The organism is Nocardiopsis endophytica (genome assembly GCF_027706725.1).
GTDB lineage: Bacteria > Actinomycetota > Actinomycetes > Streptosporangiales > Streptosporangiaceae > Nocardiopsis_A > Nocardiopsis_A endophytica.
The window spans coordinates 1-13,875 of the sequence record NZ_JAQFWQ010000158.1; the positions used below are offsets into that span (position 1 = coordinate 1).

Below are 13,875 nucleotides of genomic sequence, written 5' to 3' on the forward strand. Positions count from 1 at the left end.
CTCGACAGGAGTGCTGTCATTCCGGCGGTTTTGACAGCACCATTGTCGAGATCATCGACAGGAGGGGCGCACCGGGGCGGCGGCTGCCACGAGCGCGGGTGGCCACACGCCCACCCGGTACGAGAGGGACCCGCCGGACGGCAAGCAGGGCCGGGGAGCCGCCCCGCTCACCCCGTCGCCGCCACCCGCAGCAACCACGCACACGCCGCACGGCCGACAGCGCTGCGGGAGGGGCGCGGACCTTCTTCGTCGCCGCCCTCCACCCCACACCCCGACGGTCCACCGCCCGGCCGGAGGCCGTGAGCGGGGTACCTGCTCTGCCGTCGCCGGGTGGGCGATGGTGTCGAACCGGTTAGCTCTCCTGACCTCGGGGCTTGGAGGCGAGGTCTTGGGCGTGACGTGCGTCCGCTCTCCCCGGGGTCAAAAAAGTGGCTGATGGGGGGTTGCGTCCCGTCTTGTGAACGCTAACAATCGCATGCACGACGCAGGTCAGCCACCTCCGACTCTCCCGGAATCCGCATCCGGTGCAGCGACGCGGCTGTCGAACCGGTTCGACACTCCCCTCCCCCACGGAACCGACGCCCCCGACACCGATCCCCGCCAACTCCGGCCGCCGACCCCCCTGCCCGCGCGGGTGGTCCCGTGTGGGCGACGAGCCAGGAGACGCACCCCATGCATCGAGCACGGACCCGCATCCCCGACCCCGTCCACAAGCGCGCGGCCTCGGCCCTCCTCGCCGGGGTCCTCGCCGCTCCCCTGTCCCTCTCCGCCGCCCCCGCGGCCGCGGCCCCCTCGCCGACCACCGAGAGCACCGAGACCGCGGAGGCCTCCGTGGCCGACGAACGGCTCACCATCGACCTGTCCACCGACACCGGCGCCTTCCACGGCGGCGCCTCCGGATCGCTGTACGGCCTGTACGGGCCCGGCGTGCCCACCGCCAACATCATCGAGGGCATGGGCGTGCGCACCGTGTCCAGCAAGGGCCAGGACGGGGCGCAGCACCCCGGCTCCGACGCCCTGGAGGTCGTCGGCCCCCTCGCCGACGCCACCGGCGGCGACATCTACATCCGCGCCACCGACTACTACCGCGGCTTCCCCTACCAGTGGCCGGGCGATACCCCCGACGAACGCCTCGACGGCTACATGGAGGTCATGGGGACCCAGCTCGACCAGATCGCCCAGCTCGACCCCGAGTACCGGGAGCGCATCGTCTTCGAGCCGTTCAACGAGCCCGAGGGCAACATGTTCGGCACCGGCGAGTGGAGCTACGACGGGACGAGCTGGCTCGACGACCCCACCGACTACTTCGACGCCTGGGACCGGGCCTATGAGATGGCCAAGGAGAAGGTGCCCGGCCTGCGCGTGGCGGGCCCCAACACCAGCATCCTCTACGACCAGGTCAAGGGCTTCATGGAGCACACCGTCGAGGCCGGCACGGTCCCCGACATCATCACCTGGCACGAGCTGACCCACCCGCAGAACATCCGCGAGACGGTCGCCCGCTACCGGCAGTGGGAGGAGGGGGTCTTCGCCGGGACCGGCCACGAGGGCACGCGGCTCCCCGTCAACCTCAACGAGTACGCCTTCAACTACCACACCTCGGTGCCCGGCCAGATGGTCCAGTGGGTGTCGGCCATCGAGGAGTCGAAGGTCGACGCGATGATGGCCTTCTGGAACATGAACGGCAACCTGTCCGACTCGGCCGTGGAGGCCAACCGCGGCAACGGCCAGTGGTGGCTGTTCAACTCCTACAGCCGCATGACCGGTCACACCGTCGAGGTCGCCCCGCCCCACCCCGGTGAGAACTACACCCTCCAGGGCGTCGCCTCCCTCGACCCGGACCGGTCCCGCGCCACCGCCCTGTTCGGCGGCTCCGACGGGGCCGCGCGGGTGGAGTTCACCGGCGTGTCCGCGGACGTCTTCGGCGGCGCCGTGCACGCCTGGGTGCGGGAGATCCCCTGGACCGGCCAGCTCGGCGACTCCGGCCCGCCCCGACTGCTGTCCGAGGAGGCGCTGGAGGTCGAGGACGGCACCGTCGCCTTCGACTTCGGCGAGTCGCTGCCCGGCCTGAAGGAGTCGTCCGCCTACGAGGTCGTGCTGACCCCGGCCGGGGGCGACGGGTCCCGGCAGCCCTCGCCCAACCTGTGGGAGGGGTCGTTCGAGGCCGAGGACGCCGAGTACACCGGCGGCGGGTACAGCCTCAACGGCCCGGAGGGGTCGCCGGACGACGTGTCGAAGTTCTACACCTCCGGCGGGTACAACGTCGGGGGCCTGCGCACGGGGTCCGACGGCGTCCTGGACTTCACGGTCGACGTGCCCGAGGACGGCACCTACGACCTGAGCGTGTTCGCCAACTCCCGCTACCTCGACGACCTGGTCGCCGACCAGGGCCCGACCAACGTGTTCATGCGCGTCGACGGCGGGGCCGAACAGGAGCTCTTCCTCCCGCTCGGCTACAAGTGGGTGGTCTGGGACCGCACCCGCACCACCGTGGAGCTGGAGAAGGGCGAGCACACCATCAGCCTCGCCGCGCAGAGCCTCGACGGCTCGGGCACGACGCAGGGCGACGCGATCATCGACCGCATCACCCTGGAGCTGCCGGACCCCGAGGCGGCCACGTCCGTCTACGAGGCCGAGACGGCCGGGCTGGACGGCGCCGCGCCGGTGTACGGCGGCGACGCCGGGGAGGCGTCCGGGTCGGGCGCGGTGCGGGTCCGCTCCGGTGAGTCGGTGACGTTCTGGGTGCACTCGGAGCGCGACGCCGAATCGCTCCTGGACGTGCACACGCTCGGCGGGGGCGCCGCCGACGTCGAGGTCAACGGCGTCCCGGCGCTGCGCACCGGCGACTCCCCGTCCTCGGCGGCGGTGGCGCTGTCCGGCGGGATCAACAAGGTCACCGTGACCGGGGCCGAGGGCGCCCCGCTGATCGACCGCATCGGCGTCACGCCCGGCGGCGAGGAGCTGGCGGCCTCGACCTACCAGGCCGAGGACGCCCAGGCGGCCGGCGAGGCGCACACCGCCGAGCTGTCCCTGGCCGACGGCGGGGCGGCGGTCGACGGCATCGGCGGCGACCCCGGCAACGGCAACACGCTGACCTTCGACGTGGAGGCGCCGCACGCGGGCACCTTCGCGGTGCGGGTCCGCTACGCCAACCCGGCGACGTCGCCCGCGTCCCACTACAACCCCAACCCGATGGCGCGGCGCGCCGACGTGTCGGTCAACGGGGGCGAGGAGCGGCCGGTGCTGTTCCCGCCGTCCTTCCACGAGAACAACTTCTGGGAGCTGACCGTGCCGATGGAGCTGGAGGAGGGGGCGAACACCATCGCCTTCTCCTCCGAGGAGCAGCCCAACTTCGACGGTGAGACCTACGCGTCGGACACCTGGCCGGACTACCTGCTGCGGTCCCCGTACGCGCCGGTGATCGACGCCGTCACGGTCTCCGAGTACACGAGCGGGCGCCTGGACCGGTCCTGACGCCCCGCCGGGCGGCGGCCCGATCCGCCGCCGCCCGGCGTCCCCGACCGGCGAGAACCCGACGGGAACCCGATGAGAACCCCGACGACACCCTGAGGAGAAGCCGTTGCCCACCATCGGTGACGTGGCCGCAGCCGCCGGAGTCTCCCGCAGCACCGCCTCGTACGCGCTGTCCGGAAAGAGGGCCGTCTCCGAGGAGGTGCGCCGGCGGGTGGAGGAGGCCGTGCACCGGCTGGGCTACACGCCCAACGCCGGAGCCCGGGCCCTGGCGACCTCGCAGACGATGGTGATCGGGCTGCTCGCGCGTTTCCTGGAGGACGAGTTCGCCCCGGCGATGATGCAGTACATCCTCGGTGTCTCCGACACCGCGCGCGAGCTGGGGTACGACACCCTGCTCGTCACCGAGGCCGACGGGGTGCGGGCGCTGCGCCGCATCACCGGCTCCAGGATGGTCGACGGCGTCGTGCTGCTGAACGTGGCCCACGACGACGTCCGGCTGCCCGCGCTGCGGGAGGCCCACCAGCCCGGTGCGCTGGTGGGCCTGCCCGGCGACTGCTCCGGCCTGGACGTGTTCGACCTCGACTTCGAGGAGGCCGGGCGCGTGATGGTGGAGCGCATGCACCGGCTGGGGCACCGCGAGCTGATCCTCGTCTCCCAGCCCGAGCACGTCGCCGAGCGCGGCGGCGCCTACATGTGGCGGCTGCGCGACGCCGCGCTGGAGCAGGCCCGGCTGCGCGGCGTCCGGCTGCACGCGGTCTCCGGGGAGTCCGGCCAGCCCGCGATCGGCGCCACGCTGCACCGCCTGCTCGACGACCACCCGTCCGCGACCGGCCTGCTGCTGAACAACGAGGCGGCCGCGGCGGCCCTCCCCTCGGTGCTGCACGCGCGCGGCCTGTCCGTGCCGGAGGACCTGTCCGTGATCGGCCGGTACTCCGACGAGTTCGCGCGCACGTTCTCCCTGCCCTACTCGTCCATCGAGAGCGCCCCCGACCGGCTGGGGAACATGGCGGTGCGCCACCTGGTGCGCCGGATCGAGTCCCCTGAGGGGCGGGAGAAGCCGCACGTGGTGCGGTTCATCTCCCCCGAGCTGGTCGACCGCGGGAGCACGGCGCCCCCGGGCCCGCGCGGCCGCTGATCCGGCAGCCGGGCGCCGACGCCGCCCCGGCACCGACCCCGACCCCGGCGCCGTCGCGCCCCTCCCCTTCCGGTACCGATCCCTGCCCCTCCCCCGCCGCGAGCGGCGCACCAAGGAGGTCCCGATGTTCCGTCCGCCCCTGTCCGACCGGTCCGCGCGTGCCCGTGCGTCGGTGCTCCCCCAGGGGACGCGTCCCCGCGCCGTGCGCGCGCTGTGCGCCGCCAGCGCCGCCCTGGCCGTCGCCGCCGCGGGCACCGCCTGCTCCCCCTCCGGTGGCGGCGCCGACGACGACGTCTACACCTGGTGGGACCCCTATCCCCAGCACGCCGACGACTCCGACTGGGAGCGGCGGGTCCAGGAGTGCGGCACCGAGGCGGGCGTGACCATCGAGCGCACCGCCTACGACACCACCGCGCTGACCAACCAGGCGCTGCTGGCCGCCCAGGAGGGCACCCCGCCCGACGTGGTCCTGCTGGACAACCCGGCCGTGTCCACGCTGGCCGACGCCGGGATGCTCACCACCATGGGCGAGTTCGGCCTGGACACCTCCGAGATCGACGAGAACCTGCTGGCCGCCGGGGTGGTGGAGGGCGAGGCCTACGGCGTGCCGATCGGCGCGAACACGCTGGCGCTGTACTACAACGCCGACATCCTCGAAGACGCCGGGGTGGACCCGGAGTCGATCACCGACTGGGAGTCCCTGACCGGCGCCTTGGAGAAGGTCACCGGGGAGGGGCACGGCGGGATCACCTTCGCCGGGATCGGCACCGAGGAGGGGTCGTTCCAGTTCCTGCCGTGGTTCTGGGGCGCCGGGGCCGACCTGCGCGACCTGGACTCCCCCGAGGCGGTGGAGGCCTTGGAGCTGTGGCAGGGGTGGCTGGACGAGGGGTACGCGCCCGCGTCGGTCATCGACAACTCCCAGAACACCGTCTGGGAGGAGTTCCTGACCGGCGGGTTCGCCTTCGCCGAGAACGGGACCTGGCAGGTGGACAGCGCGGAGGGGGCCGACTTCCCGGTGGGGGTCGTCCCACTGCCGGGCCGGGACGGCGGGGCCGCCCCCACCCCCACCGGCGGCGAGTTCATCACGGCTCCGGTGCAGTCCGACCCGGAGCGCTACGGGGTCACGACCCGGATCGTGGAGTGCATGACCACCCCGGAGGGGCTGGTGGAGACGGCCACGACCTTCGCCTATTACATCCCGCCCACGCAGGCCGGACAGGAGGCGCTGCTTGAGGAGGACCCGGACCTGGAGCCGTGGGTGGAGGCGGTGCGCAACGCGCGCGGCCGCACCGGCGACGGGCTCGGGACCGGGTACCCGCCCATCTCCGAGGCGCTGTGGGGCGCGGTGCAGGGTGCGCTGAGCGGCACCGCCGACGCCGAGCAGGCGCTGCGGGACGCGCAGGACGAGGCGCAGAGTGAGGCCTCGGGCGAAGCGGACGGCGGCTGAGCGATGGCGCCACCGACGCAGCGCTCCTCCGAGCGGCGCGCGGAGCCCGCGTCCAGCCGGTCGGCGCCGCGCCCTCCCTCCCGTCCGGGGCGCACCCGGGCGGGGGCGGGGCGCGGGTCGCCGGGCCCGCGCCGGTGGGCCGCCGCCGCGTTCGCGGCCCCGCTCATCGTCTACCTGGCGGCCTTCTACGCCTATCCGCTGTACCGGAACATCGACCTCAGCCTGCACGACTACACGCCGCGGGCGTTCATCCAGGGCGACCCGGAGTTCGTGGGCACCGCGATCCTGCGCGAGGTCCTCACCTCCGACGCCTTCCTCCCGGCGGTGGCCAACACGGCCGTGTTCACGCTGGTGTCCATCGCGGTGCAGTACGGCGCGGGGCTGGCGCTGGCGGTGTTCTTCCGGGGGAGCTTCCCGCTGTCCCCGGTGCTGCGGGCGCTGTTCCTGACCCCGTGGCTGCTGCCGATGATCGTGTCGGCCTCGACCTGGGCGTGGATGCTCAACAGCGAGAACGGCATCGTCAACGCGGTGCTGGGCGCCTTCGGGCTGGGCCCGGTCGACTGGCTCACCTCGCCCGGGTGGGCGCTGGTCTCGGTGGTCGTCGCCAACATCTGGCTGGGCATCCCGTTCAACCTGGTGATCCTCTACTCCGGGCTGCAGAACATCCCCGGGGAGCTGTACGAGGCGGCGCAGCTGGACGGGGCGGGCCCCTGGCAGCGGTTCGTGCACATCACGCTGCCGCAGCTGCGGCCGGTCTCGGCGGTCACCCTGCTGCTCGGGCTCGTCTACACGCTCAAGGTGGTCGACGTCATCTGGATCATGACGCGGGGTGGGCCCGGGGACTCCTCGACCACCCTGGCGATCTGGTCCTACCGGGCCGCGTTCGGCACGGGTCGGCCGGACCTGTCCGAGGCGGCTGCCGTGGGCGACCTGCTCATCCTCATGGCCCTGGCCGCCGGGCTGGTGTACGTGTACCTGCGGCGGCGGGAGGCCCGTCCATGACCCGGCTCTCCTCGCGGCGGCGCTCCGGACTCCGGTGGCGCCCCTGGTCCAAGACCGCGCTGGGCCTGGTGTTCACCGCGGCCATGCTCTTCCCCGCCTACTGGATGCTCAACGTGTCCCTGACCGAGACGGCGGACCTGCGGGCCTCGCCCCCGCACTGGTACCCGAAGGAGCCCACGCTCGACGGGTACGCCGCGGTGCTCGGGGACCAGCTCCCCAACCTGGCGGCCAGCCTGCTCATCGGGCTGGGGTGCGTGGCGCTGACGCTGGCCGTGGCCGCCCCGGCCGGGTACGCGCTGGCGCGCCTGCGCACGCCGGGGGCGGGGGTGATCGGCTTCCTGCTCCTGGTGGCGCAGATGATCCCCGGGGTCGTCATGGCGATGGGGCTGTACGCCGCCTACGTGCGCCTGGGCTGGCTGAACACCGTGTGGGGGCTGGTGGTCGCCGACTCGACGATCGCCGTGCCCTTCGGTGTCATGCTCTTCACCGCGTTCATGTCCACGCTCCCGGAGGAGGTCCTGCAAGCGGCGAAGGTGGACGGCGCCGGGGTGGGGCGCACGTTCGTGTCGATCGTGCTGCCGGTGAGCCGCAACGCGGTCATCACCGTGTCGCTGTTCGCCTTCCTGTGGGCGTGGTCGGACTTCATCTTCGCCTCCACGCTCGCCCGCAACGGCGACCTGGTCCCGATCACCCTCGGCATCTACGACTACATCGGCAACAACACCACGCAGTGGAACGCCATCATGGCCACCGCCGTCGTGGCCTCGGTGCCCGCCGGGGTGCTGCTGGTCGCGGCCCAGCGGTACGTGGCCGGCGGGGTGACGGCGGGGGCGGTCAAGTGAGGCCGCCGGTCCCGCCTCCCGCCCGTCGCGCCTTTTCCGTCCCCTTCCGTGAGGAGCACGTGTGACCGTCCACGAGCCGACCGCGCCGGCCGACCCGCGGGGCGGGCGCCCGGTCGTCCCGTCCCGGAGCCTCCACCGCCCGCTGGGCCAGGGCGAGATCGCGCTCGGGCCCGGGTTCTGGAAGGCGATGCAGCGCACCAACGCCGCCGCGACCCTCGGCCACTGCGAGGCGTGGATGGAGCGCCTGGGGTGGCTGGCCAACTTCGACCGGGCCGCCACCGGCACCACCGGGCCGGAGCGCCCCGGGTGGTCCTTCTCCGACTCCGAGGTGTACAAGCTGCTGGAGGCCGCGGCCTGGGAGTACGGGCGCTCCGGCGACCCGGCGGCGGACCGGGCGGTGCGCCGCCTGACCGAGCGCATCGCCCCGGCGCAGGACGCCGACGGCTACCTCAACACCTGCTTCGGGCACCCGGGGAGGCCGCCCCGCTACAGCGACCTGGAGACCGGGCACGAGCTGTACTGCACCGGCCATCTGCTGCAGGCGGCGGTGGCCCGGCTGCGCACGGTCGGCCCCGACCCGCTCACCGGGATCGCCCGGCGGGCCGCCGACCAGGTGTGCGCCGAGTTCGGGCCGGAGCGCGGAGCAGAGGCCGGGCCGGGCGTCGGCGGGCACCCGGAGATCGAACTGGGCCTGGTGGAGCTGGGCCGGACGCTGGGCGAGGAGCGCTACATCGCGCAGGCCCGGCTGTTCCTGGACCGGCGCGGCCGGGGGACGCTGCGCGGCGACCGGGTGCCGTCGGGATCGTCCTACTTCCAGGACGACGTGCCCGTCCGGGATGCGCAGGTGTGGCGGGGCCACGCCGTGCGCGCCCTGTACCTGGCGGCGGCCGCCGCGGACGTGGCGGCCGAGCAGGGCGACGAGGGGCTGCGTGAGGCGGTCGAGCGGCAGTGGTCGCATACGGTCGAGCGCCGCACCCACCTCACCGGCGGCATGGGGTCGCGCCACCAGGACGAGGGGTTCGGCGAGGACTGGGAGCTGCCCGCCGACCGCGCCTACTGCGAGAGCTGCGCCGGGGTCGCGTCGGTGATGGTGTCGTGGCGGCTGTTCCTGGCGACCGGGGACATGCGCTACGCCGACCTGATGGAGCGCACGCTGTACAACGTGGTGGCGGCGGCGCCGTCGGCCGACGGGCGGGCGTTCTTCTACGCCAACCCGCTGCACCAGCGGGCGGCCGGGACGGCGGGCGACGGCGGCGAGGTGAGCCCGAGGGCCGAGACGGGGGTGCGGGCGCCGTGGTTCGACGTGTCGTGCTGCCCGACGAACCTCGCGCGCACGCTCGCCGTCTGGCACACCTACGCGGCCGCGGCGGGGCGGCGGGAGCTGTCGGTGCTCCAGTACGCGAGCGCGCGGATCCACGCGGAGCTGGGCGACGGGCGCGTGTTCGGGGTCGAGGTGGAGACCGCCTACCCCGCCGACGGGGAGGTGACGGTGCGGGTGGCCGAGCCTCCGGAGGGGACGGCGGTGCTGCGGCTGCGGGTCCCGGCGTGGGCCGAAGGGGCGGTGCTGGAGGAGGGGGGACGGCGGCGCAGGGTGGGGCCGGGGGCGGCGGTGGTGGAGCGCGAGTTCGCCCGTGGGGAGGTGGTGCGGCTGCGGCTGCCGATGGGGCCGCGGTTCACCCGGCCGGACCCGCGGATCGACGCGGTGCGCGGGTGCGCGGCGGTGGAGCGCGGTCCGCTGGTGTACTGCGCGGAGTCCATCGACCTGCCCGAGGGGGCGGACCTGGACCGGCTGGTGGTCGACACGTCGGCCGCCCCGGTGGACGGGGACGGCGGCCGGGTGCACGTGCGGGCGCGCATCCTGCGGGGGCCGGGAGGCCCAGAGGGCACGCTGCCGTACGGCCGGTCCTCGGGCACGGACGACGACGGGGCCGGCGAACCGGCGGAGGCCGTCCTCACCCCGTACCACCAATGGGCCGAACGGGGCCCGACCGCGATGCGTGTTTGGCTGCCCGCGCTCCCCGCCCCCCTTCCGCGTTGATCTCGGGAGAAACGACGCTAAAACCGGCCCGGTAGGGGCGTTTTCCCCGAGATCAACGGGAGGGGGGCGGACGGCCGTGCACCCGCCTACAGGGCATCGCATTCGCAGGCGAAGGCATCACCGTCCACATTGACGCATTCGGTGACCTTGACGGCCGGTGCGTCCTGCTTTTCCGCGCATACGTCCAGGCATTCCTTCATCGGAATGAAGAAGTCGGCCATCCGCGAGCAGGTCACGGTAACCGGCCCGTCGGATGCCGCCGCCGTTCCCGGCGCGGCGGCCAGAGCGGCGGCGGCTACGAGTACGGCGGCAAGGATTCGGCGAATCGCCATCGGTCCCCCTGATCACGGCTCCGGGACCGGCGTGCACCGGCCCCACCTGCACGATTATCGCCGCCGTCACCCCCTTGGACACGGAGCCACACACCTGCGGACGCCGACCGCCTCCTGCCGTGCCCGGTTTCGGCGGGGCCGACCCTTTACCCTCCGGTAAGGGGCCGGATTTCCCGATACGAACGCACGTGCACGGAATACGTGAACCGCACATGTCGCGCCATTACGGACGTGTCGGACAACCCTTGCGTCTTTCTGTTAGGAGTGCCGCCCACCTCCCCCTCCCGTAAGTTCGAGGTCACTCCGCGGCGACCTGTGAAATAACCCTCACATTCGACCAGAAAACCCTGCCACCTGGCGAAGTCCGCACCTCGGCGGCATTCCTGAAAAAAATGGGCCCCGGAACGCTGTCGACACGGCCGATCCACCCGTGTCAGCTTTGTCCACGCCAACGTCCCCCGCCCCCGAGGAGTCCCCCGTGATCAAGGGGTACGGCGTATTCTGCGACGTCGACCGCCATTTCTACGACACCCCCCACAGGCGGGGTGCCGCGGAAGCGGGCGGCCCCGCCTTCGAGGCGGCGGAGCGGCCCGTCCCCTCCGGATGGCGGAGCCACCGGGAGGGGGACTGGCTCGCCCTGCGCCCGATCGCGCACCGGCTTCCCGAACAGGGGTGGAAGATCCACGTGTCCGCCCGCCTGGACAACGCCGAACCGGTGCTGGCGCGGGTGTGGGACCACTGCGTCGAGCAGGGGCTCGCCTTCAAGTTCGTGCCCACGCCCCGCCTTCTGCACAACCGCAACGCCAAGTACGCCGACCGCGGCTCCAGCGGGAAGTTCATCACCGTCTACCCCGCCGACGAGCAGGAGGCCGGCGCCGCGGCGGCCGCCCTGGACGGCCTCGTCGGCGGCGAACCCGGCCCCTACATCCTCAGCGACCTGCGCTGGGGCGCCGGCCCGGTGCACCTGCGCTACGGCTCCTTCACCCGCCGGTACTGCTACGACGAGCACGGGGAGGCGGTCCCCGCGCTGGAGCGCCCGGACGGCGCCCTGGTGCCCGACCGCCGCGGCCCCGCCTTCCGCCTGCCCGAATGGGTCGAGGCGCCCGCGTTCCTCCGCCCCCACCTCGAGGCCCGCACCGCCGACACCGTCACCGGGCTCCCCTGCACGGTCGAACGCGCCCTGCACTTCTCCAACGGCGGCGGGGTCTACGCGGGACAGGACCGAACGACCGGGGAGCCGGTGGTCCTCAAGGAGGCCCGGCCGCACGCCGGCCTCTCCGCCGACGGCGCGGACGCCGTCGAGCGCCTGGAGAGGGAATGCGCCGCGCTGGAGCAGCTGGCCGGGCTGGACTGCGTCCCCGGCGTCAGGGGCGCGCACGAGGTGGGCGGGCACCGCTTCCTGGTGCTGGAGTACATCGAGGGCAGGCCGCTCAACACCTTCCTCTCCAGACGGCACCCGCTGATCGGGGCCGATCCCGCCCCGGAGCGGCTGGCCGACTACGCCGAGTGGGCCATGCGGCTGCACGGGCGGGTCGAGGAGGCCGTCGCGGCGGTGCACGGGCGCGGAATCGTCTTCAACGACCTGCACCTGTTCAACGTCATGGTGTCCGAGGACGAGTCCGCGGTCGTCCTGCTGGACTTCGAGGCCGCGCGGGCGGCCGGGGACCGGGCGCGCCAGACCGTCGCCAACCCGGGGTTCGTCGCCCCCGCCGACCGGCGCGGCTTCGACGTGGACCGCTATGCGCTCGCGTGCCTGCGCATCTCCCTCTTCTTCCCGCTGACCAGCCTGTTCGCGGTCGACCGGGCCAAGGCGGCGCACCTGGCCGAGGAGGCGGCGCGGGCGTTCCCCCACGCCCGGGAGTTCCTGGAGCGCGGGGCGGCGGAGATCCTGCGCGACGCGGACGGCGGGAGCGCCGGGCGCCCGGTGACCGCAGGGGAGGCGGCGGTCGGGTCGGCGGGCGGGGCGGACACCCCCGGGGCCGGCGGGCAAGGCGCCCCCTTCCCGCCGGTCGCTCCGGGCGACTGGCCGCGCAGCCGGGACTCGATGGCCGCCGCCGTCCTCGCCTCGGCCACGCCCGACCGCGACGACCGCCTCTTCCCCGGCGACATCGCCCAGTTCGCCACCGCGTGCGGGGGCCTGTCCTTCGGCCACGGCGCGGCGGGGGTGCTGTACGCCCTCGCCGAGAGCGGCGCCGGGACGGACTCCGGCGCAATGGAGTGGCTGCTGCGGCGCGCCAAGGAGCCCGGCGCCGGGTCGCCACTGGGGTTCTTCGACGGGCTGGCGGGCCTGGCCTGGACGCTCGCCCGGCTGGGGCACCGCGCGCCCGCGCTGGAGCTGGCCGACCGGGTCCTGGCCGAACCGTGGGAGGCGGCGGGACCCGGCCTGCACGGAGGGACGGCGGGCCTCGGCCTCGTCTTCGACTCCCTGGCCGCCGACACCGGCGAGGCGGACCTGCGCGCGGCGGCGCTGCGCTGCGCGGAGCTGTCCGCGCAGCGGGTCCTGTCGGCGCCCGGCGACCGGCGCCGCGCCGGGCTGCTGCACGGCGGCTCCGGCCCGGCGCTCCTGGGCGTCAGGCTCTACGAGCGGACGGGCGACACCGCGCTGCTCGACTCGGCCCGGCACGCGCTCCAGGCCGACCTGGACCGCTGCGTGACCGGCGTCTCCGGCGCCCTCCAGGTCGACGAGGGGTGGCGGACCCTCCCCTACCTGGGCGAGGGGAGTATCGGCATCGGCATGGTGGTCGACGACTACCTGCAGCACCGCCGGGACGAGGCGCTCGAACGGGTCCGTCCGCAGATCGTCCGGGCCGCGCAGAGCCGGTTCTACGCCCAGCCCGGGCTGCTGCGCGGGCAGGCGGGGATGGTGCTGTACCTGAGCCGCACGACCGCGCCCGCAGACCCGGCCCCGGACTCGGACGCGGTGCGGGAACGGGAGCGCGCCCTGGCTCGCCAGATCGACGGCCTGTCCTTGCACTCCATGCGCTACCGGGGCCACCTCGCCTTCCCCGGCGAGCAGATGATGCGGCTGTCCATGGACCTCGCGACGGGGACCGCGGGCTGCCTCCTCGCACTTGCCGCCGCGCGCGGCGACAAGCCCACCGGGCTGCCGTTCCTCCCTCCGCTCCGGCGGAGGGAGGCGGCGGGCCCGGCCGGGACAACCGAATAGGAAGCGAATCCCCCGACCCATCACCGTTCACCGCGCCCGACGCGCGGGGACCGACGAAAGGACCGTGCCATGAGCCTGCTCGACCTTCAGACCCTGGAGCCCGCCGCGGACGAGGCCCTCACCGGAGGCGGTGGCGGCAGCGAGGCCAGCCTGCTGCTCTGCGGTGACAGCAGCCTCAGCCTGACCACCTGCCACTGAGCACACCCGCGGGCCGCATAGGGCCCGCCGCCGTGCGCGGCCGCCGACAGGCAGCCGCGCACGGCCGCCTGTCGGGCGCCCATGGGCGGTCTCCGGACCTCCACCGGAGCGGTTTCAGATCCTGTCCGGAGTTCCCCTTCAACTGGCCCGTCATTGGGGACCCCGGAATTGAAACGGACACCGCGAGAAGGCGCGCGGATGGGCGGGTGTGCTCGGCGTTGATCTCGGGAGAAACGACGCT

General features: G+C 73.7%; 9 protein-coding genes. 8 read left to right on the plus strand and 1 reads right to left on the minus strand.

The genetic code is table 11. The features are described from left to right. Nucleotides 1–672 precede the first annotated feature (672 nt). The 6 genes from O4J56_RS30325 (at nucleotide 673) to O4J56_RS30350 (ending at nucleotide 9,938) form a co-directional block, all read left to right on the plus strand. Nucleotides 673–3,474: a carbohydrate-binding protein gene (locus tag O4J56_RS30325; protein WP_270690553.1), complete on the plus strand. Its 2,802-nt coding sequence runs from the start codon at nucleotides 673–675 to the stop codon at nucleotides 3,472–3,474. 106 nt (nucleotides 3,475–3,580) lie between these two features. After that, nucleotides 3,581–4,609 (plus strand): LacI family DNA-binding transcriptional regulator, encoded by a 1,029-nt coding sequence (locus O4J56_RS30330; protein ID WP_270690554.1) that lies wholly within the window; start codon nucleotides 3,581–3,583, stop codon nucleotides 4,607–4,609. Nucleotides 4,610–4,733: 124 nt separating this feature from the next. Further along, complete coding sequence (locus tag O4J56_RS30335) at nucleotides 4,734–6,056, plus strand: sugar ABC transporter substrate-binding protein (RefSeq protein ID WP_270690555.1); 1,323 nt, start codon at nucleotides 4,734–4,736, stop codon at nucleotides 6,054–6,056. A gap of 3 nt (nucleotides 6,057–6,059) precedes the next feature. Then, nucleotides 6,060–7,058 carry a carbohydrate ABC transporter permease gene (locus O4J56_RS30340; protein WP_270690556.1) on the plus strand — a complete coding sequence of 333 codons (999 nt, stop codon included), beginning with the start codon at nucleotides 6,060–6,062 and terminating at the stop codon, nucleotides 7,056–7,058. Beyond that, nucleotides 7,055–7,900: a carbohydrate ABC transporter permease gene (locus tag O4J56_RS30345; RefSeq protein WP_270690557.1), complete on the plus strand. Its 846-nt coding sequence runs from the start codon at nucleotides 7,055–7,057 to the stop codon at nucleotides 7,898–7,900. Before O4J56_RS30340 ends, O4J56_RS30345 begins: the two co-directional genes overlap by 4 nt. Nucleotides 7,901–7,961: 61 nt before the next feature. Continuing rightward, nucleotides 7,962–9,938: a glycoside hydrolase family 127 protein gene (locus tag O4J56_RS30350; RefSeq protein WP_270690559.1), complete on the plus strand. Its 1,977-nt coding sequence runs from the start codon at nucleotides 7,962–7,964 to the stop codon at nucleotides 9,936–9,938. Nucleotides 9,939–10,024: 86 nt separating this feature from the next. Here the strand turns inward: O4J56_RS30350 and O4J56_RS30355 are convergent, their stop codons facing one another. Then, on the minus strand, nucleotides 10,025–10,270 hold the full coding sequence (locus tag O4J56_RS30355; protein WP_270690561.1) for a hypothetical protein: 246 nt from the start codon (nucleotides 10,268–10,270) through the stop codon (nucleotides 10,025–10,027). A gap of 478 nt (nucleotides 10,271–10,748) precedes the next feature. Here O4J56_RS30355 and lanKC point away from each other — a divergent pair, with 478 nt between their 5' ends. Together lanKC and O4J56_RS30365 are read left to right on the plus strand one after the other, a co-directional pair. Beyond that, the gene (gene lanKC, locus O4J56_RS30360) at nucleotides 10,749–13,436 is read left to right on the plus strand and encodes a class III lanthionine synthetase LanKC (RefSeq protein ID WP_270690563.1); all 2,688 of its coding nucleotides are present in this window, start codon (nucleotides 10,749–10,751) and stop codon (nucleotides 13,434–13,436) included. Between the two features lie 69 nt (nucleotides 13,437–13,505). Next, entirely contained in the window at nucleotides 13,506–13,634 is a 129-nt protein-coding gene (locus O4J56_RS30365; RefSeq protein ID WP_017621962.1) for a SapB/AmfS family lanthipeptide, read from the plus strand. Nucleotides 13,635–13,875 lie beyond the last annotated feature (241 nt).